This is a genomic window from Arthrobacter pascens (assembly GCF_017052465.1).
GTDB lineage: Bacteria > Actinomycetota > Actinomycetes > Actinomycetales > Micrococcaceae > Arthrobacter > Arthrobacter pascens.
In genome coordinates this window covers 53380-78544 of the sequence record NZ_JAFHKT010000112.1, presented here as the reverse complement: position 1 = coordinate 78544, position 25165 = coordinate 53380, and the positions used below count along the sequence as shown (strand labels likewise).

General features: G+C 67.3%; 21 protein-coding genes. 11 read left to right on the top strand and 10 right to left on the bottom strand.

Features of this window, described 5'->3' with window-relative positions; translation table 11 throughout:
* Positions 1 to 131: 131 nt before the first annotated feature.
* The gene (locus JYA52_RS04450) at positions 132 to 1736 is read left to right on the top strand and encodes a sensor histidine kinase (protein ID WP_205652010.1); all 1605 of its coding nucleotides are present in this window, start codon (positions 132 to 134) and stop codon (positions 1734 to 1736) included.
* Positions 1733 to 2401, top strand: a complete 669-nt coding sequence (locus JYA52_RS04445; RefSeq protein WP_205651990.1) for a response regulator — start codon at positions 1733 to 1735, stop codon at positions 2399 to 2401. The genes JYA52_RS04450 and JYA52_RS04445 overlap by 4 nt, the downstream gene beginning before the upstream one ends.
* Before the next feature lie 6 nt (positions 2402 to 2407).
* Here the strand turns inward: JYA52_RS04445 and JYA52_RS04440 are convergent, their stop codons facing one another.
* Positions 2408 to 2995: an adenylate kinase gene (locus JYA52_RS04440; protein ID WP_205651989.1), complete on the bottom strand. Its 588-nt coding sequence runs from the start codon at positions 2993 to 2995 to the stop codon at positions 2408 to 2410.
* A gap of 314 nt (positions 2996 to 3309) precedes the next feature.
* Between JYA52_RS04440 and JYA52_RS04435 the strand changes: the two genes are divergently transcribed.
* Positions 3310 to 3780, top strand: a complete 471-nt coding sequence (locus tag JYA52_RS04435) for a hypothetical protein (protein WP_205651988.1) — start codon at positions 3310 to 3312, stop codon at positions 3778 to 3780.
* Here JYA52_RS04435 and JYA52_RS04430 read toward each other — a convergent pair.
* Positions 3730 to 7155, bottom strand: coding sequence for a DEAD/DEAH box helicase (locus JYA52_RS04430; RefSeq protein ID WP_205651987.1), 3426 nt, complete (start codon positions 7153 to 7155; stop codon positions 3730 to 3732). The two genes, JYA52_RS04435 and JYA52_RS04430, sit on opposite strands and share 51 nt — an antisense overlap.
* Before the next feature lie 174 nt (positions 7156 to 7329).
* Between JYA52_RS04430 and JYA52_RS04425 the strand changes: the two genes are divergently transcribed.
* A complete protein-coding gene (locus JYA52_RS04425; protein WP_205651986.1) occupies positions 7330 to 8196 on the top strand; it encodes a DMP19 family protein in 867 nt (288 codons plus the stop codon).
* Here JYA52_RS04425 and treS read toward each other — a convergent pair.
* The gene (treS, locus tag JYA52_RS04420) at positions 8193 to 10484 is read right to left on the bottom strand and encodes a maltose alpha-D-glucosyltransferase (protein WP_307869312.1); all 2292 of its coding nucleotides are present in this window, start codon (positions 10482 to 10484) and stop codon (positions 8193 to 8195) included. The two genes, JYA52_RS04425 and treS, sit on opposite strands and share 4 nt — an antisense overlap.
* A 427-nt stretch (positions 10485 to 10911) precedes the next feature.
* Between treS and JYA52_RS04415 the strand changes: the two genes are divergently transcribed.
* Positions 10912 to 11199 (top strand): GIY-YIG nuclease family protein, encoded by a 288-nt coding sequence (locus tag JYA52_RS04415; protein WP_205651984.1) that lies wholly within the window; start codon positions 10912 to 10914, stop codon positions 11197 to 11199.
* 180 nt (positions 11200 to 11379) lie between these two features.
* Here JYA52_RS04415 and JYA52_RS04410 read toward each other — a convergent pair whose 3' ends face one another.
* Positions 11380 to 11970 carry a DUF5655 domain-containing protein gene (locus tag JYA52_RS04410; protein ID WP_240459942.1) on the bottom strand — a complete coding sequence of 197 codons (591 nt, stop codon included), beginning with the start codon at positions 11968 to 11970 and terminating at the stop codon, positions 11380 to 11382.
* Between the two features lie 60 nt (positions 11971 to 12030).
* Positions 12031 to 12549 carry a COG4315 family predicted lipoprotein gene (locus tag JYA52_RS04405; protein ID WP_205651983.1) on the bottom strand — a complete coding sequence of 173 codons (519 nt, stop codon included), beginning with the start codon at positions 12547 to 12549 and terminating at the stop codon, positions 12031 to 12033.
* A 182-nt stretch (positions 12550 to 12731) separates the two neighbouring features.
* Here JYA52_RS04405 and JYA52_RS04400 point away from each other — a divergent pair, with 182 nt between their 5' ends.
* The 3 genes from JYA52_RS04400 (at position 12732) to JYA52_RS04390 (ending at position 15802) form a co-directional block, all read left to right on the top strand.
* On the top strand, positions 12732 to 13232 hold the full coding sequence (locus tag JYA52_RS04400) for a sigma-70 family RNA polymerase sigma factor (RefSeq protein WP_205651982.1): 501 nt from the start codon (positions 12732 to 12734) through the stop codon (positions 13230 to 13232).
* Positions 13229 to 13903 (top strand): anti-sigma factor, encoded by a 675-nt coding sequence (locus tag JYA52_RS04395; RefSeq protein ID WP_205651981.1) that lies wholly within the window; start codon positions 13229 to 13231, stop codon positions 13901 to 13903. The genes JYA52_RS04400 and JYA52_RS04395 overlap by 4 nt, the downstream gene beginning before the upstream one ends.
* A gap of 117 nt (positions 13904 to 14020) precedes the next feature.
* On the top strand, positions 14021 to 15802 hold the full coding sequence (locus tag JYA52_RS04390; protein WP_205651980.1) for a hypothetical protein: 1782 nt from the start codon (positions 14021 to 14023) through the stop codon (positions 15800 to 15802).
* Positions 15803 to 15818: 16 nt separating this feature from the next.
* On the opposite strand, the gene JYA52_RS04385 is transcribed toward JYA52_RS04390, so the two are convergent.
* The 3 genes from JYA52_RS04385 to JYA52_RS04375 all read right to left on the bottom strand — a co-directional run bounded on the left by JYA52_RS04385 (position 15819) and on the right by JYA52_RS04375 (position 18250).
* Positions 15819 to 16631, bottom strand: a complete 813-nt coding sequence (locus JYA52_RS04385) for a DUF1206 domain-containing protein (protein WP_205652008.1) — start codon at positions 16629 to 16631, stop codon at positions 15819 to 15821.
* A 197-nt stretch (positions 16632 to 16828) separates the two neighbouring features.
* A complete protein-coding gene (gene trmB, locus JYA52_RS04380; protein ID WP_205651979.1) occupies positions 16829 to 17776 on the bottom strand; it encodes a tRNA (guanosine(46)-N7)-methyltransferase TrmB in 948 nt (315 codons plus the stop codon).
* 72 nt (positions 17777 to 17848) lie between these two features.
* On the bottom strand, positions 17849 to 18250 hold the full coding sequence (locus JYA52_RS04375) for a hypothetical protein (protein ID WP_205651978.1): 402 nt from the start codon (positions 18248 to 18250) through the stop codon (positions 17849 to 17851).
* A gap of 202 nt (positions 18251 to 18452) precedes the next feature.
* On the opposite strand from JYA52_RS04375, the gene JYA52_RS04370 reads away from it, so the two are divergent.
* The gene (locus JYA52_RS04370; RefSeq protein ID WP_240459941.1) at positions 18453 to 19748 is read left to right on the top strand and encodes an MFS transporter; all 1296 of its coding nucleotides are present in this window, start codon (positions 18453 to 18455) and stop codon (positions 19746 to 19748) included.
* A gap of 84 nt (positions 19749 to 19832) precedes the next feature.
* Here the strand turns inward: JYA52_RS04370 and JYA52_RS04365 are convergent, their stop codons facing one another.
* Positions 19833 to 21122 carry an MFS transporter gene (locus tag JYA52_RS04365; RefSeq protein WP_205651977.1) on the bottom strand — a complete coding sequence of 430 codons (1290 nt, stop codon included), beginning with the start codon at positions 21120 to 21122 and terminating at the stop codon, positions 19833 to 19835.
* A gap of 22 nt (positions 21123 to 21144) precedes the next feature.
* Complete coding sequence (locus JYA52_RS04360; RefSeq protein WP_205651976.1) at positions 21145 to 22434, bottom strand: M20 metallopeptidase family protein; 1290 nt, start codon at positions 22432 to 22434, stop codon at positions 21145 to 21147.
* A gap of 112 nt (positions 22435 to 22546) precedes the next feature.
* On the opposite strand from JYA52_RS04360, the gene JYA52_RS04355 reads away from it, so the two are divergent.
* Together JYA52_RS04355 and JYA52_RS04350 are read left to right on the top strand one after the other, a co-directional pair.
* Positions 22547 to 23602, top strand: coding sequence for an Lrp/AsnC family transcriptional regulator (locus tag JYA52_RS04355; RefSeq protein WP_205651975.1), 1056 nt, complete (start codon positions 22547 to 22549; stop codon positions 23600 to 23602).
* Positions 23603 to 23690: 88 nt separating this feature from the next.
* Positions 23691 to 25052, top strand: a complete 1362-nt coding sequence (locus tag JYA52_RS04350; protein WP_307869311.1) for an MFS transporter — start codon at positions 23691 to 23693, stop codon at positions 25050 to 25052.
* Positions 25053 to 25165 lie beyond the last annotated feature (113 nt).

Sequence of the window (25165 nt, the reverse complement as noted above, 5' to 3'; positions counted from 1 at the left end):
GTATAGTTCACCCCACCGCCTCCGAAACGCGCGGATTCGCGGGCAATGCGGACCGGCCCGCACCCCCACGTCCTGCCGACGGCGGCCCACGACACACAGGAAGACAGCAGCACATGACTCGACGGCGAGGAATGTCCCTGGCGGGGCAGTATCTCCGCCTGCAGCTGCTGATCGTGCTTGCCGTGCTGGTGGCGGTGGTGGCGATTTCGCTGGCGCAGTCCGCGGCGTCGTTCGAACGCACCGAAGGCCGCCGGGCGCTGTCGGCCGCCGAGACGCTCGCCGCCAACCCCACGGTCCGCGGCCTGCTGGCCAATGCCCAGCCGGGAAGCGGATCCGCCCTGCCTTCCGTCGCCGAATCGGTGCGCACCATCTCGGGGTCCTCGCAGGTTGCACTGGCCCGCGCTGACGGGACAGTGGTGACGTCCTCGGATCCATCCCAGGAGGGCCGGAAGATGGCGCTTGGCGACAGCGTGGTGATGGCCGGGCGGGCCTGGACCGGGCTGGTGGGCAGCGGGGCATCGGAAGCCCTTTCGGCCCAGGTCCCGGTGCTGGACGAACGCGGCAAAATGGTGGGAATCGCCGCCGTCGGGAGGAGTTTTCCGTCCGTGATGGAGCGGCTCGGGGATGCCGTGCCGAACCTGCTCACGTACCTGGGGGTCGCCAGCGTCCTGGGCGTGGCGGGGTCGCTGCTGCTGGCCCGGCGGGTCAAGCGCCAGACCCTGGGCATGGAGCCGGACGAGATCACCGGCCTCGTGGAGAACCGGGAAGCGATGCTCCACGGACTCAAGGAGGGTGTGGTGGCGCTGGATCCCCAGCAGCGGATCACGGTGGCCAACGACAGCGCCAAGCGCCTGCTGGGGCTTCCGGACGACTGCGTGGGCAAGGACCTCGGCAGCCTCGCCGTGCAGCCGTCGCTGACGGACGTCCTCACGCAGGACCAGCCCGGACCGGACAGACTGGTCCTGGTCGGTGAGAGCCTGCTGGTGCTGAACCGGATGCCGATCCGCTCGCACGGGCGCGTCATCGGCTCCGTGACCACGCTGCGTGACCGAACCGAGCTGGCGTCCCTTGAGCGCGAGCTCGGCACAACCCGGACGGCCACGGACACCCTTCGAGCGCAGGCGCACGAATTCGCCAACCAGCTCCACACGATTTCCGGCCTGATCCAGATCGGCGAGTATGACGCCGTCGTGCAGTTCGTCAACGGCACCACCTCCAACCGGACACGCCTCAACGAGGAGGTGACCAGCAGGATCGCGGACCCGGCGCTGGCCGCGCTGCTCATCGCCAAGTCCAGCCTGGCGGCGGAGCGCGGGGTATCGCTGGAACTCGCGCCGGAGTCCCGGCTGGACCGCGTGGACGAGGAGCTGTCGCGGGACCTGACCACGGTGGTGGGCAACCTCGTGGACAATGCCCTTGACGCCGTCACCAACGCGTCCGACGCGGAGGTCGAGGTGGTGATCGAGGAGGCCGACGGCGGCGTGAGGGTTGTGGTGCAGGACTCCGGCCCGGGGGTCCCGGAGAAGGTCATGGAGGACATCTTCCTGCAGGGCTTCAGTACCAAGAATTCACCCGACGGCGGCCGGGGCTACGGCCTGGCGCTGGCGCGCGTGGTGTGCCAGCGCCGCGGCGGCCGGCTGACAGTGCACAACGACGGCGGCGCCGTCTTCACGGCAGTGCTGTTCCATAACCAGCGAGCGGGCAGCGAACAGCCCGGCAAAGCGAGGCGGCCATGATCAGCGTCCTCATTGTCGACGACGACTTCATGGTGGCCAAGGTCCACGCCGGGTTCATCCAGCGCACGCCGGGGTTCACCGTCGTCGGAGTCGCCCACACCGGGGCCCAGGCGGTGCAGGAAACGCAGCGGCTGCAGCCCGACCTGGTCCTGCTGGACATCCACCTGCCCGACGTCAACGGGCTGGACCTGATGCACCGGCTGCGGGAGGCGGCGCCGGAGCTGGACGTCCTGGTCATCAGCGCAGCCAGGGAAGTGGAGACGGTACGCCGGGCCCTCCGAGGCGGAATCGTGCACTACCTGATCAAGCCGTTCTCCCAGACAGACCTGCAGGAGCGCCTGGAACATTACCGGAACACATACCAAAGCCTTGCGTCCTCCAAAGACGTGGCGGAGCAGGCCGACGTGAACCGGGTCTTCGGCCTGGAACGCGGGGACCGGCCGCTGCCCAAGGGCTGCAGCGCCGAGACCCTGCAGGTGGTGGAGCGGGCGCTGCACGAGGCCGAGGGCGATGTCTCCGCTGCCGAGCTGGCCGCGCTGGTGGGCACATCGCGTGTGAGCGCTCGGCGCTACCTTGAGTACCTCAATGACGAGGGGCTGGTGGACGTGACGCTGAAGTACGGCGTCGGACGCCCCGAACGGCGGTACGCCTGGAAGGCTGGCTGAAGACGGTCAGGGGGCCGTCCGGGGCGTGAGGGTTTCGATCGCTTTGCGCGCGCTGGCGGTGACCTGATCGACGTCGGCCGTCCCGTCGACGCGGACCAGAATGCCGCGTTCGGCATACCGTGCGATGAGGGGTTCGGTTTCTTCGCGGTAGAGCTGCAGGCGGTGGCGGATAACGTCCTCGGTGTCATCGCTGCGCCCTTCGATGCCGGCGCGGCGGAGTAGGCGGCGGACGATCTCCTCGTCACCGACGGTGACTTCCAGTACGGCTTCCAGGGCATTGCCGGTGCTCTCAAGGATGGCGTCCAGGTCGTTCATCTGGGCCACAGTCCGGGGATAGCCGTCAAGGAGGAAACCATTCGTGACGTCCTGCCGGGACAGCCGCTCGCGGACCATGTCGGTGGTGACGTGGTCCGGGACGAGGTCGCCGGAATCCAGGTACTTTTGGGCCTGGATTCCCAGGGGCGTCTGGGCGGCCAGATGGGTCCGGAACATGTCGCCCGTGGAGATCTCCACGACGCCCAGCTGTTCACTGAGACGGTGCGCCTGGGTGCCTTTGCCCGATCCGGGAGGGCCGATGATCAACAGTCTCGTCATGCGTCTGTCCGTTCCGCTGGATTTCCGGCCGCAAGTCTGTCCGATACTACCGGCGTGGTCCCGGCCAGGCGAGGCCTGCAGATTCGCCGGACATACCTGGCACGCCCGCGTAGTGCCGGAAGTCTCCGGGTAGTTACCGCGCCAAAAACGGGTAGTCGCCTCGCGTGACGCCAGGCCGGGGTGCGCCGTTGAATAGGTTGGCACAGGGCAACAGTCCACAGCGGCGGGGGGAACACCATGAAATTTTCGCGGAAGCCGGTCACAGACCGGAACGGATCCGGTGCGGCACACACAGCGGCGCGCGGGAGCATGCCATGAGCTCCGGGCTGGCCTCGGCTGTGCAGTTCGCCGGCTCCCTGCCGGGCTCGATCCTGTTGACACTGGGGCAGACCGTGGTGGTCGTGTGCGCCTGCTCCGACATGGTCCGCATGATGTCCGTGCCCCGCTCCCATGGGCGGTACGTGGCCAACACGGTCTTCCGGACACTGGTGCCGCTGGCGATCCTGACCACGGCCCTGCGGGCGCTGCTGGATGCGGCCTCCGGCGTCTGGCCGAACGTCACTGCCGGGATGTTCGTGCTGGTGGTCCTGACCTACCGGTGGCGCACCGACACCGACGAGGACAGCTGGTGGAAGGGCAAAGGCAAGGCGCTGGGCCGGTGGCTCCGGAAACAGGCTGCGCCGCGGGGCGTGGCTGCCCCGGCTGCCGGCCTGGCCCGTGTCGCCCTGCCGCTGTCAGTCGTTGAAGAGCCCGGCCAGGTCCTCGGCCGTCAGTGCGCCGCCTGAGAGCGCATCGCCTTCCATCACGTCGGCGAACAGCTGCGACTTCTTCGCCTTGAGCGCCATGACCTTTTCCTCGATGGTGTCCTTGGCCACGAGCCGGTACACCATGACGTTCCTGGCCTGGCCGATGCGGTGGGTGCGGTCCACGGCCTGCGCTTCCGACGCCGGGTTCCACCACGGGTCCAGCAGGAACACGTAGTCGGCCTCGGTCAGGTTCAGGCCGAAGCCGCCGGCCTTGAGGCTGATCAGGAACACCGGGGCCGCGCCGTTCTTGAACTCGTTGACCACGTCGGTGCGGTTCCGGGTGCCGCCGTCGAGGTAGCAGAACTCGATGTTCTCCTCGACCAGGCGCTCGCGGACCTTGCCCAGGAAGCCCGTGAACTGGCTGAAGATCAGGGCGCGGTGGCCCTCGGCCACCAGGTCCTCGAGCTGCTCGAACAGGACGTCCAGCTTGCTGGACCGCACGCCGCTCAAGGACTCATCCACCAGCGACGCGTCCAGGCTCAGCTGCCTCAGCAGGGTCAGCGACTGGAAAATCGTGAAGCGGTTTTTGTTGACGTCCTCGATCAGGCCCAGGATCTTCTGCCGCTCGCGCTGCAGGTGCGTCTGGTACACCTTCTGGTGCCGGGGGTTGAGCACCACCTCAAGAATCTGTTCCTGCTTGGGCGGCAGGTCCTTGATGACCTGCTCTTTGGTGCGGCGCATCATCAGAGGGCGGACCCGACGGCGGAGCTTGTCCAGCTGCCCCTTGTCACCGTTTTTCTCGACCGGCTTCTGGTAATACTCGGCGAACCGCGAGGGGCTCGCGAACAGCCCTGGCGCCACAATCGAGGTCAGCGCCCAGAACTCCATCAGGTTGTTCTCGAGCGGGGTGCCGGTGATGGCCAGTTTGAAGGCCGCCGGAAGCTTGCGGGCGCACTGGTAGGCCTTCGACTGGTGGTTCTTCACGAACTGGGCCTCGTCCAGCACCAGTCCGGACCACCGCCGCCCCGCGTACGCCTCGTAGTCGATCCGGAACAGGGCGTAGGACGTGATGACGATGTCCGCGCCGGCCATGGCCTCGGCCGGCTCTGCCCCGGTTTTGGCAAACGTCTCGCCGATCGCGCGCACGGTGAGCCCCGGTGCGAAGCGCGCAGCCTCCGCCTGCCAGTTGCCCACGACGCTCGTGGGCGCCACCACCAGGAAGGGCGCGCCGCCGTCGGGCGTTGTGCTGTCTTCAGCGGCCGTGCTGTCTTCGCCGTCCGTGCCGCCGGAGGCGTGCTCCTTCGCCGCGCACATCAGCGCCAGCGCCTGCACGGTCTTGCCGAGCCCCATGTCGTCGGCGAGCACACCGCCGAGACCGTGCCGGTACAGGAAAGTCAGCCAGTTATAGCCCTCCAGCTGGTACGGGCGGAGTTCCGCGTTCAGCGTGGCCGGGAGCGGCAGGCCGTTGATGCCGCCCTCCAGCAGCCCGCCCACGGCCTCGCGCCAGGCGGTGGCCTGTTCGTCCACGATCCCCAGCTGCGCCAGCTCGTCCCACAGCCCAGCCTGGAAACGGCTGATCTGCAGCGGGGCGTCCTTGTTGTCCTGGAGTGCGCGGGCTTCGTCAATCAGTGCCCGCAGCTGGTGCAGTTCCGGCAGGTCCAGCGAGAAGTAGGCGCCGCTGGGCAGCAGCATGCGCGTCTGGCCGGCGGCGAGCGCTGAAAACAGCGCCGCAAACGACACGGGCTGGCCTTCCAGCGTGATCACGATGCCGAGGTCGAACCAGTCGCGCTGGTCCGTGGCTTTGGTGGAGATGGCCACCACCGGGGCTTCCTCGGCCTCGCGGTAGTCAGCCATGTCGCCCGACGTTTCCACGGACACACCGGGGGTGTCCCTCAGCCGGGGGAGGACCTCCTCGGTGAACGCCAGCGTGTCCAGGCCGGTGAGTTCGGCTGCGGCCGCGAGCCGCGGCGTGCCCCAGCCGCCGGTGGCAGACTCACCCAGCTTCGGCACCACGTCCCACGGCTGGCCGAGGGCTTCCAGGATCCGGGCCTCGGCAGGGTCGTCCCGGTAGCCGTGGTCGCCAGGGTGGCGCCACAGCGGCTGAGCGGTGACGAGGTTTCCGGATTTGTAGTGCCATTCCCAGTGCAGCCGGACCCTGTGGTCAGCGCCGTAATTCGCCAGCAGGGACAGGGTGGGGACGGCCAGCGCCGGCAGCTCCACCGACTCGTCCGACGCCGTCACCCGTGCCGTCTGCTTGAGCTTGGGATAGAAGCCCGTGAGGAAGCGGCTCTCGTCCCGCGCCGGGATATGGAGCGTGCTGCCGGCCGTCACGAACGTCAGCAGCTCCTCGCTGAGCCCGCTTTCCAGCGGGGCGAGCGTGATGACGCTGTCCCCGGCGACGCCGGGAAGCGCGTCCCCGCCGGAGGTGACAAAGATGCCGTGCGCCGGACGGCCGAGGGTGCCCACCGAAGCCGGATCCACCTCGGTCCCCTCAACGGTGATGGTGGGGGCGAGCTCCAGGCCGCCGTCGTCGGACGTTGTGCTGCCGTGGCGGCTCAAGTTAAGGCCGACGGCGGCGGGCGCCTCAGCGACCCTGACAGGCTCCTGGCCGCGGCTGTGGACCAGGGCCACGCCGATCTTTTTGGCCTCGTCCAGCAGGCTCCACAGGTTCTTGCCGGCGAACGTGTTCATCCCCAGCCACAGGGCGGCCGAGGAGTGCACCCGGTTGGCGGCCGACGTGTGGGCGGCGAGGAAGGACTGCATCCATTCCACGTGGGCTTCGTTGCACTCCCGCTTGAAGCTCAGGTAGCTGAGCGTGTTCCACGAGACGTCGCCGCGGATCCACTTGCCCTTGGCGCCCATGATCACCGGGCGTGCCTTGAGCTGGCGGACGCTGCGCAAAGGGTCCCGGCGGCCGGTGTAGGAGAAGTGCGGGGCTGGTTCCTCCACCTCGAACTGGAGTGCCAGCGGGATGCCCCCCGTTGACGGTGTGATGCCGGGCTGCGAAATCAGCGGGCTGAGGGCCTGCTCCCAGTCCGCGAGGTCAGGCGCCGCGGGCTCCCTGGAAAGCCGGGAAACGTCCGCGGGTGCCAGCAGTTTCATCCGGATCGCCGGGTTGTCCTCGGCGGCGAAGAGCAGCGCGGCCACGTGCTTGCAGTCCTTGCGGACCGGGCAGCTGCAGACGCCGACGGTGCAGCTCCAGCCGCCCGCCTTCCGGACCAGCTTGGCGGTGGTCGAGTACGGTACGTCGGCGCCACCGCGCACCTTGCCCAGCATCAGCCCGGTGGCGGCGTCGAACGAAATTCCGGCGACGCGGCTGCCCATGGCATAGGCGAGTCCGGCCGCGAGGGAGCGGTCGTTGATCGCCGGGGTCTGGATTGCCAGTGCCGCACTCTCGTCCGGTTTGGATGGCATGGTGCGCGCTACTTTCAGCAGGTCAAAATCTGCAGGTTATCTGATCCATCTTAGTCAGCCGGGAGAGGCCCTGAAACTTCGCCTGGCGTTCACCTGCGCCTCAACCCCCGGCCGACGGCGGCGCGTACGTTGAAACTGTCCTGAGCACCACCGGCTTCTGCAGCGAGGATTCCCATGACTTCCAACGAGTACCCCGTCGTCTTGACGCTTGAAGGCGCCGACGCCGCGAACAACGAGGTGGTGGACGCCAACGTCACCGTGGTCAATGCCATGTTCCGGGAGCTGCTCAATTCCGGGGAGATCGCCCCCAACGCCCTGCGCAGCTACTTTGTGGACTTCTACCTCACCCAGGCGCTTGGCGGCGGATTCGCGCAGTATGTTTTCACTGCCGCGGACCGCGGCGAGCTGGACACCTACATCCGCGAGGGCCTCGAAGCCATGGGTGCCGCAGCCCACCTGGCGTTGTTCGACCGCACTGCCGAGGCCTTCGACGCCCTCTCGGAGGAGGAAGCGGAGATCTACCTGGACGGCGAATGGGACGCAGAGACCGACGGCGAGCTGCCGGAGAGTGTCCAGGCCATGGAAGACCTCGACGCCGAATTCGAGGCGCTGCTGGAGACCGAGGACATCACCGCACTCAACGCTGCCTGGCTCCGCGGGCAGGAGGGGCTGCTGATCCTGGCGGGCGAGGAGCTCGCCGCCCACCTTGCCGCCCGCGTGGCTCGGGTTCCGGACCTTGAAGAGCGCCGGGCCGAAGCCGAGCAGGCGGCCCTCGAGACCGCGCCGGAGTTTGAACTGATCATCCGCGAACTGTGCGACATCGCCGGCTACACGCTTCAGAAGATCACCATGGGGGATCCCAACTTCGAGCACAACGGCGAGACCGTCCTGGCATGGCAGTTCAGCACGGACCACGGCGACTTCCTCATGATCGAGGACGACGACGAGGCCTTCATGCTCCACCCCGAGACCAGGGAAATCGTCGCGGCGGTGGAGTTCGAGGACGCCGACGAGGTGCTGGTCGACGCGCGGCACCTCTAGGTCAGATGTGTCCCTTCGTCAGCCGAAGGGTGGGCTGATCCCGGTCCGTGCGCTTCCTCGGCACCGGGATCCTCGTCGTGCAGCAGCAGGGCTGTGCCTTGGTGGGCTGACAGTTCGAGGAAAAAGCTGTGCAGGTCATCCACCTGCCCCACCGTCTCGCCGCTGAACAGATCCTGCACGCTGGCGCCGGGGGGCAGGTGGGCGGACTGGATGCTGCCGGCGATATCCTGGCCGGAGAAGTTGAGCACGGTGACCTGCAGCGCCCCGTCCCCCAGCCGGTTGACCATGACGAGCAGCCCGCGGTTGGAAACGTCCGGCACATCCAACAACGTGCCTGTTGCTATTCCGTTGTCTTCCCGTACCTCGAGGATTCGCTGGAGCCGCCGGGCAAATGAGGCGGAATCCTGAAGCTGGTCAGGCAGCGAACCGTACAGGCTGCGGGCGCGGGGCATGCCTGCCGAGGAGGTCTCCGCGTCCGGGCTGGTGCCCATGATGTCGTGGGCTCCGCGGTTGATCCAGCGGGTGTCGCCCTCGGAGGTGAGCGCGTGGACGTGCTCGCGGTCGAGGGCCGTTATGCCGGTGAGGTCCCACCCGGAAAGGGCGAAAACGCCGGGCTGCAGGGCGTTGTACATCGACAGCAGTATGTGGGCATCCAGGACCTGGCCCTCCTGCTCGGGGGTTATTGCTTCAGGGTCGCGGATGCCGAGTGCGGCCATGATGAAGCTGACCGTGGTGCAGGCGATGCCGTTGGTCGTAAACACAGCGTTGTAGGGTGCATTCTCGCCGGTCAGGCGCTCCCTCATGGTTTGCTGCACCTGGTCGGCGAGCTGGGCTCCGGTGAGTTCCTGTCCGTTGAACTCGAACACCTCGTCCCTGTGTCCCGAGGCGAAGTGCATCAGTTCGTAGGTCAGTTCGTCATGGTTCTGCAGCGCGTGGACCAGCGAGGCCTGGTCAACTCCGATTTCCATCGACAGGCGGAGCGTCAGTCGTAGCAGCTCGGTGTCGGCCGTGACGAGCGCGTAGTGATATGCGGGCCGGGTGATGAAGTCGTAGGAAAGGTCAGGGCCCGACTCGGAGGTGGCCTTGATGTCGTCGATGGTCAGGTTCAGCTCCTGGAAGGAGAACCCGCCGACCTTGCGGATCATGGAGCCGATGAGCTGGTTGGCTGCCTCGGAGAGGGGATGCCCTTCCGACCAGCCCGGCTGCTCTTCTGCGCTCTTTTCCACTCCGAGGAAGCCGTTGGCGTCCAGGCGGAGCGCGCCGGTGCCCAAATCAACAAGTGAGTGCAGAGCGTCCCCGACCACCAGGCGCATTCCGGCGAAGGTGGGATCCAGCCAGTTGATGGATGGCTGGCCTGCCTTGAAGTAGTGCAGGTAGACCCAGCGGCGGGTCTTTCCGGTGGTGTCGACGATCGCCCGCGTTGCGCTCCAGTTGGTTTCCTTGACGCCGGGTTCGTAGAAGATGACCCGCTGGAGCCGGCCGATGATGTAGCCGGCTTCTTGCAGCGCCTGTTCGGACTCAGGACTGAGATTTGCCGAATCCTGCCCTTCGGGCACGTCCGGCAGCAGGTGCCAGTCCTCCTCCGGAATGTCGATCATGTGATAGATGCCCGGGTAGTCCCGAAAGTTCATTTCGGCCAGGCGGAAGTCCGCTCCCTTGCCGGTGTGGCCCGGAACGATGTCATCGATGACCGTGCCGCCGTGGTCGGCGGCGACCTCGCACATCTGCCGGAATTCTTCTTCCGTGCCAAACACCGGGTCGATAGCCATGCTGATCCGGTCAAAGTGCCCGTCAACGCTGGGAGTCTGGGTCCAGCCGCTGATGCCTCCGGCCAGTTTGACGGGGCCGGTGTGGAGGGCCCTGATCCCGATTTCCCGGAAGGCTTCCCACATGCCCGCATCGCCCAATGCCGAAAGGAAGGACTGGCCGGGCTGCGTGATGAAGGACAGGGGGTACGCGGTAAACCAGACGGGAGCACGCTCGACGGCGGCCCTGGGGTTGGGATGTGCATAGGAGTTCTGCCACATGCTGGCCTGCCCGGAGAGTTGCCGTGCCAGCACGTTGGCGTCTCCCAGCATTGCCTGGTTCCGCAGCCACTCGACATACGCCGCGTTGCGGCCGTCGAACTCAAGGGATGGCCTGGAAGCCAGGTACTGGCGCCTGCGGGCGATTGGCCTCAGAGCCTTCGGGCGGGCGGGATAAAACTGCTCGTCGTAGGTGATGTCCGCCGGCTCCGCTGCAGAGTCGGCCGGAGCCGAATCTGCTTCTTCCGCCGTTGTTTCGTCCACCACTGTTTCTTCCGCCGCTGCGGAGACTGCCTCCGGTGCTGAAATTCTCTCGTCGGTACTTGATTCCCGCACAGATTTCTCCCTTTCCACAGGTTGTACCTCGGTGCCGTGGATGCCTCCAAGAGCTTTGCCCAGAGTTCACGTACCCCTGACCACCGGGACTATTCGCCGTTCCAATGAGCCAACGCCACCCTACGTCTTCGATTGGTGCCACTCAACACGCTGATGTTTGTCGAAACCCCTGTGGTCGGGCGCGTCGAAACCCCCGGTGGTTAGGCATGGCGAAACCCCCGGTGGTTGAGCTTGTCGAAACCGGAATCTCGACAGGTCGATCACCGGGGCCGCTGGTTGAGCCTGCCGAAACCCAGTTGTCCACATAGGCAAATGAGTCCTGGTGACGACACCATTTCGCGGTGAGGCTTAAGGAATGCCATACGTGTATATGCTCCGATGTTCCGACAAGTCCTACTATGTCGGGAGCACAGTGAACCTTGAATGGCGCCTTGCGCAGCACCACTCAGGAGACGGAGCTGCCTACACGCGCCGACGGCGGCCGGTGGAGCTGGTGTGGGCGGAGGAATTCGAACGTATCGACGATGCCTTCTTCCGCGAGAAGCAGGTCCAAGGATGGAGCAGGGCGAAGCGTGAAGCCCTCATCAAGGGCAACTACGCAGCCTTACCGGGTCTGTCAGTCAGCAAGCGGCCGGCACCTTGATCTCGACAGGCTCGATCAGCGGCACCGGTGGTTGAGCCTGTCGAAACCGGAATCTCGACAGGCCCGATCAGCGGTCGGTGCTGGCCGGCACCTTGATCTCGACAGGCTCGATCAGCGGCACCGGTGGTTGAGCTTGTCGAAACCGGAATCTCGACAGGCCCGATCAGCGGTCGGTGCCCGTCAGCTGTTCTGCTCCAGGGCCGTTTCCAGCAGGTCCAGGAATGCCTGGTCCACTTGCTCAACTGAGGTGAGACGGACCTTCCGGTCGAAGAAGTCACCGCCGCGGACGTGAACTGCCTCGAGACGTCCCCCAATGGGCGCCTCGATTCGCAGCGTCACGTCCACGGCCGTCTTGTTGGCGCGGGTCACCTGGGCGAACTTGCGCCGGGTGCTGTGCAGCGAGACGTACCCCTTGCGCATCTGGATTTCCGCACCGTCAGTGGCTGCGGCCCATGCAAGCACGGCATCCGCTATGGGCCGCAGGTGAGGATGGAACTCGTACTGGCCATCGATGAGTTCATCTGCGTCGCGAAGCATGAACTCGGGATACCCGAACATTTCCCACGACACGGCATATTGGGCATAGCCGGTGATGCCGTGCTCGTCGCGCATCCAGTCCCGGAGCTCGCCGTCCGTCCGCAACCCTGCTGCGCGCCCCTGTTCCGCCCACCAGCGCACGTCATGGCCGGACTTCCGGAGCAGCAGCGCCTGGTTGCTGTCCACCATGGTCTGCCAAGTCCTGGCAGCGGAGTTCAGGTCTGTGTTCGCCATGCTCTGATGGTAGTGCCGGTGTCCGAGGGCATGGGCTCCGGCACTACCGCTTTGGATGCCTTACTTGATCATCGTGCCGTCGGGGGCCACGAGGTACCACACGTTGCCTACGCCCTGGCCGGTGATGTCACCCGGGGCCTTGTCCTTCTCCCACAGGTAGACGGGCATGCCTTCGATGGTCACCTGCTTCTTGCCGTCAGGGGTGTCGATGGTCCCGACCTTTCCGGTGACGCCCTCAACCGTGGGGGTGTCGCTGGTGGTGAAGACCGGCGGCCAGGCCACGAGGCAGTCACCGGTGCAGTTGCTCTTGCCGGAGTCCTTCACGTCCTTGGTGAAGTAGTAGACGCTCATTCCTTTGCCGTCCACCACAATGTCGCCCTTGGCCGAGGACGCGGTCATCAGGTCGACGGCGGCGGTGGCCGTGGCCGTGGCCGTTTCGCTTGCGGTTGTTGCGGGCGACTCGGCGGCGGTGGTTGCTGGGGCGGCCGTGGTAGGAGTTGTGCCGGTTCCGCCGCCACAGGCGGTCAGCGACGCGGCAAGGGCCAAAACTGCAAGGCCAACGCTCAATTGCTTGTTCATGTGCTGCTCCTTGGCTCAGGCCGGCGTCTGGGAACCGGCGCTATTGGGAATGACGCACGAAGGTGAAGAATGGTTCAAGGCTTCGCAGACGGACTTGAATGAACTCTTTGGGGTCCGTCCGCGTCTTACATGCCAGAATGCCGGCCCGCACGGACCGGTAATCGAGCCACTGGGAGGTTCTGGTGCCGCTGGACGAAGATGTGGTTGCCGCAATCTATCGCGAGCATGGGACGGCCTTACGCCGGTTTGTGATCAGCGCCTCCCACGACCCCGTGCTGGCCGATGACATCGTCCAGGAAACGGTGCTCCGCGTCTGGCAGCAGGCGCCGAAGATCACCGGAAGCATGCGCAGCTATCTGTTCCGGACAGCCCGGAACATCATGATCGACAATTACCGGAAATCCCAGCGCCGGCCACAGGAAGCCGAGGAGCGCGACCTTGCCGACCCGGCGGAGGCCACCGGGAAGGTCGACGAACTGCTCACCAGGGTGCTGATGGAAGAGGCCCTGCTCCGGCTGAGCATGGAGCACCGGGACGTACTCGTGGCATTGCATTACCGGCGCTTCACGGTCAATGAAGCCGCCGTCCAGCTGAACATTCCGAGCGGCACGGTGAAATCCAGGGCCTTCTACGCGGTGAAGGCCCTGCGGACAATACTTGACGAAATGGGTGTGGAACGGTGAACGGCAAAGAACTCCATGAGTTGCTGGGGGCATACGTGCTGGGCGGCCTCGACGACGCCGACCGGGCGCGCTTCGAGGACCACCTGCAGCGGTGCGCAGTGTGCCGCGATGGCCTCGCGGAACTGGAGACCCTCCCAGGCCTCCTGGGCGCAGTGCCGGTGCCCGACGCCGTGGCGCTCGCCGTTCCGGCTCCGCGGGTGCCGCGCACCGCGGATCCGTCTGCCGTCGTCCCGCAACCTGTTCTGGACGAGTTGGCCGCCCGCCGTCGTACTGCCCGACGGCGGTTGACCGCCCTCGTGGGAGCGGTCGCCGCCGCATGCCTGGCCCTGGGCTTCGCTGCGGCACCCCTGCTGGCCCCGGCGAATAGGCCGGATGCCAGCTATTCCGTGGTAGCCGATACCGGCATCCAAGTGACAGTGGGCATGGTCAAGAAGACGTGGGGTACGGAATTGGCGGTGGACGGCAAGAGCCTGCCGAACACCGGGAAGCTGTCACTGTGGGTCAAGGACCGGGCGGGAACGGAAGACCGCGCCTGTGCCTGGATGGCGACCCCCAGTGGCAGGGCCAGGGTCACCAGCGCGACTCCGCTGCAATACTCGAGCATTGCCAGCGTCGAGGTTCGGAACGATCAGCAGAAGACGATCGCGGTGATCACCGTGCCGGGCGCCTGAATAGCCCATTTTGTCGCAGCCAGCTGTTCTACTGGTGTCCAGGACGAAGGGGACTCGATGGAGCAGCGCGGCAGGGACCACAGCCATGGGAGCCAGGGGCACAGGAACCATTCTGCCGTGAGCCGGGGGCCGGGAAACCGTGACCATCCTAAGCGTGGCCACGCGGGCGGCGCCTACGAAGTTGTGGCATCCGGTGAGCAGCTTGCCCGGACCCTGATGTCGACGGGCCGCACCCGTCCGGCAGCTGTGGTCGCCTGGCACCCCGGCACGCCCGGGAACAGGATCGACGTCGGCAGGATCGCCCGCGAGGTGGGTGACCTCGCCGACGTCTACTACCTCGAAAACGGTCCGGAGACGTTCCGCTTCGCGGATGCCCTCCCTGCCGGTGCCCACGTATACGGGAACGCTGCGCGGGTCTACTCCGCGGACCTTGACTGGCTGCGGGACGTTTACAGGAGCCCGCTGCGGATGGCGCAGGGTCCGGGCGGCGCGGCGGCCGCGGCGGAACGCATCATCGAGGACGTCCTGAGCCGGGTCACGGCGGCGCCGCCCGCAGCGGTTCAGCCCAAACCGCTGGACGTGATGTCGGGGGTGGTGAAGGCCTTTGCCAGTGCAGGTTCCCGGGCCATAGTGGAGCTCGCCGGAGGCCAAAGCTGCAGTATCCAGCTCGAGCGCGTGACTCCGCCTGTGCGGCTCGACTGGATGCTTGCGGTGGGGCAGGCCGTGTCCGGCCTCTATGATCCCGCCGCCGGCACCCTGGACATACGTGCCCTTAAGGTGCTGCCGCGGCTGACGGACATCTATGCCTCCGGTGACCTGGTGCTGGCGCTGGCAGAAGAGGTGACACCCAAGGCGGCCACCCTGACCCTTTTCCCGGGGTCCAGCTGGTCCGTACCTGTCGAGCGGATTTCATCGAATCCGCTGGACACCGCTGACAGTCTCGTCACCGAGGGCGAGGTCGTGGTGGTCAGGTTCCTCAGGGAAAAAGGCGCGGTGGTTCTGTCCCTCATTGATGTTGATGACGATGGGGAGGTCCTGGTATCGCCAGAGCTGCTGCGGGGCGGGACCCCCTGGCTTCAGGCAGGACGACACCTGCTGGAGGGGGCGGTCACGGGCGCCGAGGGGACTTCGCTGGCCGGGGAAGAGGGGCCGCCCGCCGCGGCAGTCTCCGCCCCTGTCACTCCTTCGCCGGCCCTGATCTCGGTGCAGCTGTCCCTGGCCACTGAAAAGGCTGAGGTGGTCCGGCTCCAGGAGCTGGTGAAGGCGGGGAGCGGCGCCGGGCCGGAGCTTCTTCGGCTGGAGCGCGAGCTGGCGGCCCTGCAGGGGGAGCTTGGGCTGGAGCGCCGGCATGCGGCGGCCGCTGACGGGCTGCTGGCCGGAATGGCCGCACGGAACGCCAAACAGGCGGAGGACCTGCGCACGCTGCGTGCCCGCAACCGGGAAATGCAGCAGGCGTTGAAACGGTCCCGCGACGACGCAACAGAGGCCTTCGAAACAGCGGATGAACGCGTCCGGCACGATATTTATTTGGCCTGGGTACGCACCGTTCCTGGCGAAGACAAGGCCAGGTTCCCTCTGCCAGGGACCTTCAGCATGGGTCCGGCCTTCGCCGCATCACTCTATTCACGGACGGAACAGGGGTCCGTACCGAAGGCATTGAAGGCGGTAGTGGAGGTGTTGACCGGCCTGGCCGAGCGGAGCTCGGCCCGGGAGGTGCATCCGCTGCGCGCCAATGACGGCGGCGATGCGCCCCAGCTGCAGCGCGAGGACGGCGCTCGCTGCTTCCGGGCGTCAATCGAGCGTGGGGTCGCGTCTGCACGGAGGCTGCATTACTGGAGGACCGCGGACGGCGGCGTGGAACTGTCGCGTGTGGTGGTGCACGACGACTTCAAGCCCTAGGCAACGCCACAAACGCCTAGTACTCCATTTTGGCCAGCCGCGCCCGGACCACCATGTAGAGGCCGTAGCAGATGAGCCCAGCGCCCACGGCCATGAGAGCGTATACACCCAGCGGCTGGTCGCGCAGAGCCCTCAGTCCGCCGTCGAGGCCGGTGGATTCTTCCGGGTGGGCCGTGACGGCGGCGATGACGACCAGCAGGCCCGTCACGAAGAGGGCCACGCCCTTGGCCGCGTAGCCGGCGATGCCCAGCCCCGTGACGGCCTTGCGAGCCGTGGGCGCGGCAGGCATCCGGATGTGCTTCCTGAACGACTTTTTGACACCGAGCACCACATAGACCACCCCGGTGACGGCCACGGCAGCCCCGATGACTATCAGGAGCAGCACGCCGCCCGGTGCCTTCATAAGGTTGACGGTCATGTCGCTCGTAGATTCCCTGTTGTCCTGCCCTGCGCCCCGCGCGAACGCGGCAAGGGACAAGGCCATTGCCGCGTAGATGGCGGCCTGCGCAGCCGCCTTGAGCTTCTTGGCCACCTCGTTCTTGGCCGGCAGGTGCTCGAAGTCGAAAATGGCATCACCCGCCCGCCACAGGGCCAGGGCAACGCACGCGGCGAAGCTGGTCCACAGCAGCACTGGCCCGGCAGGCTGGCTGCCCAGCTCCGCCACGGCTCCGCTGACGTCGGCCCTGCCGCCCTTGCCGGTGGCCAGCCCGATGGCGATGGTTCCCACCAGGAAATGCAGTACCCCGCTGACCGCATACCCGGCCCGCGCCAAGACTTCGAGGGCGCGGGAGTTCGCTACGTTCTCCGCTTTGTCTGCGGCGCCCTGCAGTTCTCGTTTGATGATCGTTCCTTCGCGCCCGCACAATCCGTGCGTCTGTTGCGGCACTCCGCCACAAACCCAATCGTGCCACGGAGACTGCCTGCGCAACAGATGGGCGGCAGCACACCTGAGGGCATGACATGTGAGGGCCGCGCGAAGCACGGCCGGCAGGGCCCGGCCTGCGCCGCTGGATGTGCTGAGTGCCGCTAGACCCGGCGGTAGCAGAGGTCGAAGATCAGGCGGCCGGCCTCGTGCGCCTTGTTCTCGAAGCTGGTGCGGATGCGGCCTTCGAACCGCGGCGCCCAGCCTCCCGTTTCGTCGATGCCCTCGTTGGGCCCGGTGTGCTCGGTGCTGACCGGTGCCCGGCCTTCCTTGACCGGGGCACCGCCCACGAGCGATTCGACGCCGGTCTGCCAGACGTGGGTAAGCGGGCTCTCGGGCCCCCGGCGCTCCCCGTCGTGCATGTTGACGAACGCCGTGGAGCCGGCGAGCACATCGCGCACGTGCACGGCGTAATTGGACCAGTCGGTCGCGATGCGCCAGAGTCCGCCCGGCTTCACGGCCCTGGCCGCCAGTTCGGCGAATTCGGGCTGAATGAGCCGGCGTTTGTGGTGGCGGGATTTGTGCCAGGGGTCGGGGAAGAAGATCCACAGCTCGCTCACTGAGCCCGGCGGAAGCATCGTGGCGAGCACTTCCGGGGCGTTGGCCTCCACGACTCGGACGTTGGTGAGGCCCCTGCTGTTGATCTTGATCATGGTGTTGGCCAGGCCGGGGGTGTAGACCTCGACGGCCAGGAAGTCCGTGCCCGGGTTCTCCTCGGCGGCGTGGCAGACGGCATCGCCAAGTCCCGATCCGATCTCAACAATCAGCGGGGCTTTCCGGCCGAACTCGGCCTCCGCGTCAAAGGTGTAATCCGGGTGGACAGAGGTGTTGGCAACGTGCCGCGGGACGTCAACTGCCCAGCGGTCCGAGTGCTCTTCCCAGGCCGCCTGCCGGCGGCCCTGAAGGCGGGTTCCGCGGCGCACGAAACTGACAGGCCGCCCGCCGTAGGTGCCGAACGAAGCCTGGCTGCCAGGCGTGACGGGCCTCGGCGTCTTCGGATTTTCAGGCAGCTGCTCTTCAGGCGGCCGGGGGGAATCTGGGGTTTCACTCATCATCTCCAGAATAGTGGAGTTCGCGGGGCAGAACGCCGCCGGCGTCAGCGGTGGCGGCCGCCGCCCGGGCGTTCAGGGCAGAGCTGTGACAACGACGTGGATGACCCCCGGGAGAAGAATGAAGGCAGCCTCCGTTCCCACGAGCGAGAGTCCTGCCACGCCGGCGCTCCATGCCGCGGTGTCGCGTTGATGCCGCCTCACGGCAAGGATGCCGAAGAGCGCGGCCAGCACGCCGAACAATGAGGGCAGACTCCAGAACACCGCCGCCGCCACCCATTCGAGGCCATTGCTGCCGGTGTCGGGGCGGGTCAACAGCATGGCGAGCATGGTGGGGAGCAATGTGAGGAGCATGCTGGGCAACACCAGCGCACCACACACGACACTCGCCCCGCCTTCCCCGGCGCCCTCCGAAGCCGCCCGCTTCCGTGCAGGGCTGGGATTATCGGGAACCTTGGGTGCATAGGGATAGCTCATGGGTCCTCCCAGCGGTAGGCGGGCGGGCGGTGCGGCGCCCGGTGGTTGGAGCCAGACTAATTCCGGGCCACGGACAGCCGTAACGGGTGTTCGGCCGTATGTGGATAACTCGTTGGACGGCCAGCTGACCGACACACGGACGGCCGGGAGCGGCACGGAGACATGGTACGAACGCAGGCTTAACCCCTGAAAGAATGGCCCGATGACCGATGCGGGGAATGGGACAGTGAAAAACGAAGAGCGCCAGCGCGCCCGGGGCGCCGGGCCCGGCGCGCTCGTGGACGCGGAGATCGACGAGGTCCCGTCCGCAGAGCCCACGCGCGTTGGCGGCCGCCGGGCGCTGGCGTACCTTGGCCTGTGCCTGGTGCTGATCGGCCTTAACCTGCGCACCGTGTTCTCCAGCTTTTCGGCGGTCCTCCCGGAAGTTACATCAGGCGCCGGACTGCCGGGCTGGGCGGTGGTGGTGCTGACCACTGTCCCCGTCACTCTGTTGGGCGTCTTCGCACCGCTGGCCCCCGTCCTGGCGAGACGGTTCGGTGCCGAGCGCGTGCTGCTCGGGGCCATGGCGGTCCTGACGGCGGGGCTCCTCATGCGGCCGGTGGACGTCCCGGGAGCCGGGCACCTGCCGGCACTGCTGGCCGGCACAGCCGCCTGCGGAGCGGCGATTGCGCTGTGCAACGTGCTGCTGCCCGGGCTCGTGAAGCGCGACTTCCCGCACAGGCTCGGCCTGATGGGCGGCCTCTACACCACGGCCATCTGTGCGTCCGCAGCTCTTGGGGCGGGCTTCACCTATCCGGTTTTCAGCGCGACCGGGCAGTGGACCTCGGCGCTGTGGTTCTGGGCGGTGCCGGCCGCCGTCGTCCTTCTGCTTTTCCTTCCTGTCGCCATCCGGCAACGGCACGGTCAGCACAAGGCCGTGCACGAAGGCGTGAACGTATGGCGCTCCGCGATGGCCTGGCAGATCACGATCTTCATGGTGCTGCAGGCCATGATGTCCTTCAGTGTGTTCGCATGGCTGGCCCCGATCCTGCGCGAACGCGGGGTCGACGGCGGAACGGCGGGGCTGATGGTGTCCGCCTCGATCGTCCTACAGATGCTGGGCTCGCTCTTCGCCCCGGCGCTGGCAGCGAGGCTGCGGGATCAGCGGGCCATCAACACTGTTGTTGCGCTCATGACCGGGGGCGGCTTCGCATTGAGCATCTTCGGTCCCCAGGAGCTGATCTGGGTGTGGACCGGCCTCCTGGGCCTGGGCCAGGGAAGCCTCACCGCGGTGGCCCTGACCATGATCATGCTCCGCACCCGGGACGGCCACACCGCCGCGCACCTTTCCGGCATGATGCAGGGCGTCGGCTACGGAGTGGGATCCACTGGGACCCTTATGGTGGGCCAGCTGCACCAGGCCACGGGATCGTTCGCGGCGGCCGGGGTACTGTTCCTGGCGGTGGGCCTGCTGGCCGCAGTCTTCGGGTACCGGGCCGGGCGGAACCGCTACATCTGACCCATTGGTTGAGCTTGTCGAGGCCTCCGCCGGTCGAGCTTGTCGAGACCCTGGTTTCGGCAAGCTCAACCACCGGGTTTTCGGCTAGTGTGCCAGGTCCTTGCCCCTGGTTTCGGGAAGGGTGAAGACGAACGCCGCGCTCACGGCCAGCAGCACCACCGCGTACACGTTGAACAGGTTGGGCAGGTGCAGCGTGGTGCCGAGCCACTGCTGCAGGTAAGGGGCCGTCCCGCCGAACAGTGCCACGCAGATGGAGTACGGCACGCCCACGCCCACGGTCCGGATGCTGGTGGGGAACAGCTCCGCATAAACGGCGGGAACAATGGCGGCGCTCGCGGCAATGAAGATGAGCATCACGGACATGCCGACCGCGAGCTGCCACGCGGAATCCTTCAGCAGCCAGGTCATGGGGAAATGCATCACGGCGGACCCGATGGCGCCGGCCCACAGCACCTTCTTGCGGCCAATCCGGTCGGAGAGCTTGCCCCAGAACGGCAGGGCGGCGATGAAGACGATATTGCCGATGACGCCGGCCCACAGGGCTTCGCCGCGGTCGATTTTCAGGGCGGTGGTGGCATAGCTCGGGGCCACGACGCCCCAGATGTAGTAGATCACGGTGAGGCCGACCGTCAGCCCGATGACCTGCAGGGCCTGCTTGCGGTGGCGGACGATCTGCGGCCAGATCGGGGCGCGCTTTTCCGCGGTGGTCTCGCCCTCAAAGACGTCCGTCTCGTGCAGCCGGGCCCGCATGATCAGGGCGTACAGGCCCATCGCCGCGCCGATCAGGAAGGGGATCCGCCAACCCCAGGCGTTCATGACCTCGGTGCTCAATGCCATGTTCAGGATCGCCCCCAGCAGCGTTCCGAACAGGATGCCCACCGTGCCTGAGGTGTAGATCAGGGTGGCCCAGAAGCCGCGGTGTTCCTTGGGTGCCATCTCCGAAAGATAGGTCTGCGACGACGGCAGCTCGCCGCCGTGCGCCAGGCCCTGCACCAGCCGGGCCACCAGCAGCATCAGCGACGCCCACGCGCCGACGGCTGCGAACGTCGGCGCGATGCCGATCATCAGGCTGCCCAGGGAGGCGAGCCCGACGGCGAGCGTCATGGAGGCCTTGCGGCCCACCCTGTCGCCGATCCAGCCGAAGAGGAACCCGCCGAACGGCCGGGCGACGAAGCCGACGGCGAAGATCGCCAGCGTGGACAGCACCGCCGAGGCGGGGTCCGACTTGCTGAACAGCTGGCTCGCGATGAACGGCGTGAAGGTGGCGTAAATGGCCCAGTCGTACCATTCGACGGCGTTGCCGATGCCGGTGCCGACGACGGTCTTCCGCGTGGACGCCCGGTCCGCGCGCTGCTGGTTGATGGTGGTGGTCATGGTTTCTCCTGGTGAGGCTGGGCTAGGAAGCTGCGGAAGCGGAGAGGGACGCCGGCGGCGCCGCCGGGGCGGCGGCCAGCGTGGCCAGCCGCGAGATGGCGAGTTCCGCGTAGAGGGCGGCCCCGTCGGCCAGCACGCCGTCGTCGAACGCTGCGTACGGTGAGTGGTTGAACGGGGAGGTGGCGTGGTCTGTGCCCGGGGGCACCGCACTCAGGCCGACGAAGGTGCCGGGGACCTCTGCGAGCACGCGGGAGAAGTCCTCGGAGCCGCTGAGCGGAGTGGCCCAGCGCGACAGCCTGGAGTCGCCGAAGAGTCCCGTGATGACCTTTTCGGCGGTGTGCGTTTCATCCTCGTCCGTGATGGTGAGGGGGTATTCCTGCTGGTAGTCCACGTCGACGTCCAGGCCGTGGGCGGCGGCGATTCCCTTGAGCAGCCGCGGCACGGAGTCCATCATCTTCTGCCGGGATTCTTCCGAGAAGGTTCGGATGGTGGCTTCGATGCGGGCAGTCTCCGGGATGACGTTGCGCTTGGTGCCCGCGTGCAGCACACCTACGGACAGGACCACGGGATCGAACATGTTGAACTGCCGGGTGACCATGACCTGCAGGGCCGTCACCATCTCGGCGGCAGCCGTGACCGGGTCCTTGGCCGAATGCGGGGCGGAGCCGTGGCCGCCGGCGCCCAGCACCGTGACCGTCAGGCCGTCCGAGGCGCTGAGCATGACACCCGGCCTGGTGCAGAATGTGCCGTGGGGTTCGAGGGAGGAGAACACGTGCATGCCGTAGGCGGCGTCCACCCGGCGGCCCGGGGCGTCGAGCACGCCCTCGCGGATCATGTAGCTGGCGCCGTCGAAGCCTTCCTCGCCCGGCTGGAACATCAGCACGACGTCGCCGGGCAGCTGGTGCTGCCGTTCCGCCAGCAGGGTGGCGGCGCCGGCCAGCATGGACGTGTGGAGGTCGTGGCCGCAGGCGTGCATCGCGCCGTCGATCCTGGAGGTGTAGTCCACGCCGGTCTTCTCCTGGACCGGGAGCCCGTCCATGTCCGCGCGGAGGAGGACGGCGGGGCGCCCGGCCGCGGCATATTCGCCGCCGGCAACAGTGCCTTCGCCGCCGGGGGCGCCGCCGCGCAGGACCGCCGTGACCGACGTCGTGTCCCGGCCCAGGGTGATCTCAAAGGGCAGCCCGTCCAGGGCCCGGAGCACCTTTTCCTGCGTCCGCGGCAGCTCGAGGCCGATTTCCGGCTCCCGGTGCAAGTCGTGGCGGAGCCTGGCGAGGTCTCCCTGCATTTCCCTGGCGTCTGCGGCAATCGGCACGTGTACTCCTTGTCGGCGGTGTTTATCCTGTGGATCCATTCTGGAGTGGCCTGCTTCACATTCTCCGAAAGTGCTGAAAAGATGCACTGGCGGCAGTGATTTCGCACGATTCATGAAAGAGAGCAGGGGCGGCGTGGAGCTCAGCGAGGATGACCTGGCCCTCATCAATGCTTTGCAGATCGCTCCGCGGCTGAGCTGGTCGGACGCCGCGGACGTTCTTGGCGTCCATGCCACGACGCTTGCCTCCCGTTGGGAGAGGCTGCGGGCAGCCGGAGCCTCCTGGACAACGGCCCACCTGATCGGGGATCCCAAGCGGATGTGCCTGGCGTTCGTGGCCGTGGACTGCGAGATGAACCGCCGGGAGCAGGTCACGGCCAGCCTTGCCGCGGTGCCGGAGATCGTCACCGTGGAGGAGGCGGCCAGCAACCGCGACCTGATGCTGACCGTGGTCACCCGGTCGCTGGAGGAGTTCAGCACGAAGGTGGTGTCCCGGCTGAAGGAGACCGAAGGGCTGGTGAAGTACCAGACGGCGCTGTGCACCCGGCTGCATTCCGGCGGCGGGGCCTGGCGGCTGAACGTGCTGAGCAGGGCGCAGCAGAATGCCCTCGGGGAGCTGGCGCGCTCAGCCGGTTCCGGTGCCGAACGCCCCGGTGCCGCGGGGGAGCAGCTGCCGGCAAGCCACCTGGACCTGCTGCCGTACCTGGCCAGGGACGGACGGGCGACAGCGGCCGATATCGCCCGCGCACTGGGCCGCAACCCAGCCACCGTCCAGCGCCAGCTGAACCGTGTGCTCGCCAGCAGGCTCCTGTCACTGCGGTGCGAGATAGCGCAGCGGTACTCGTCGTTTCCGGTCACGTGCCAGTGGTTCGTCAACGTGCCGGCCGGCCGGCATGAGTCGGCCGCCGCCGAGATCCGGACGATCAGGAACGTGCGGCTCAGCGCCTCGACAACAGGCCCCACGAACTTCGTGATCATCATGTGGCTGCAGTCCCTGGCCGACGTCATGGACGCTGAACTTGCCCTGCAGCAAAAGGTTCCGGGCATCGACCTGGTGGAGAGCGTCGTCATGCTGTCCACCGTCAAGCGGGTGGGCTGGATGCTGAACGAGGATTCCACGGCGAGCGGGGCCGTTGTCGTGGATGCCCACGGACTGGAGCTCGCAGACTAGCTCCGGACACCAAGCAGTACCGTGCTCCACATCGGTGCCGCGCTGTGGCAAGCTACCCTCAACCGACCGACTACCCGATCAGGCTGCCGTGCACGAATCCGCTCCGCCTCTCTCCGCCCTCCCCGCCGCCGGGATCCTCCGGCGCCCCCACCTCCTGGTGACCGTGGGATCGTGCGCCCTGGTGTTCCTTGCCGCCTTCGAATCACTCGCCGTCACCACCATCATGCCGGTGGTGAGCCGCGAGCTCGACGGCGCAAACCTGTACGCCCTCGCCTTCGCCGGCCCGCTGGCCACGGGCGTGATCGGCATGGTGGGCGCGGGCAACTGGTCCGACCGGCGCGGTCCTCTCGCCCCGCTGTATGTGTCCGTGGCGGTATTCGTGCTGGGCCTGCTGATTGCGGGCACCGCCGGCAGCATGGCGGTTCTCGTGGCGGGCCGGCTGGTCCAAGGCCTGGGCGGCGGCGCCATGACGGTGGCCCTCTACGTCGTGGTGGCCCGGGCGTATCCGCCCGCACTGCACGCCAAGATTTTCGCCGCCTTCTCTGCAGCCTGGGTCATCCCGTCCCTTGTGGGGCCGTTCGCCGCCGGGCTCGTGGCGCAGCTGGCCGGGTGGCAGTGGGTATTCCTGGGCGTGGTCGGTCTGGTCATCCCCGCCTTGGCCATGCTTGTCCCGGCGCTGCGGGGCGTCCGGTCGGGGCCCGAAAACCAGCCCGTGCCCTGGGCATTCGGGAGGCTGGCCTGGGCTGCGCTCGCGGCGCTCGCCGTGCTGGGCCTGAACCTGTCCGCTGCCATTCCGGTGGCCGGTGCGTTCGTGGCGGGCGCCGCCGTCGCCGTTGCGCTGCTGGCCGTCAGGCCGCTGGTGCCGCGCGGCACGCTGCTGGCCCGGCGGGGCCTGCCAAGCGTGATCCTCACCCGCGGTCTGGCTTCGGCCGGGTTCTTCGGCGCCGAGGTGTACCTGCCGTACCTGCTGGTGGAACGCTACGACTTCTCACCGACGTTCGCCGGCCTCACCCTGACCGGCGGCGCACTGGCGTGGGCGGCTGCCTCGGGCATTCAGGGCCGGCTGGGAAACCGGCTCGCCAGCCCCGTCGCGGTGCGGATCGGCTCGCTGCTGGTGCTGTCGGCAATCGTCCTCGCACTGGTGACCACCGCGTTTGGCTGGCCGGCCGTCGTCGCGATTTCCGGGTGGATCCTCGCCGGTGGCGGCATGGGCCTGATGTATCCGCGGCTGAGCGTTATGACGCTGGCCCTGTCCACGCCGGACACGGAAGGCTTCAACAGCTCCGCGATGTCCATCGCGGACTCCCTCGGCGGCGCCTTGGCGCTCGCCACCACCGGCATCGTGTTTACCGCATTCACGACGACGGCGGCTTCCTTCGCCGGAGTGTTCGCCCTGACGGCGGTGATCGCCGTCGCCGCCGTCGCCACGGCGCCACGCGTCGCCGACTGATTCCCGGTCCTCCCTGCGCAGGAGGACCGCTGCTGGAACCCTGGCCGGGGAGGTATTGACCCGGGCCCGGCGGCGGAGGATTCTCATTGCAGGCCCCGCCCGCAGCCCCGGCC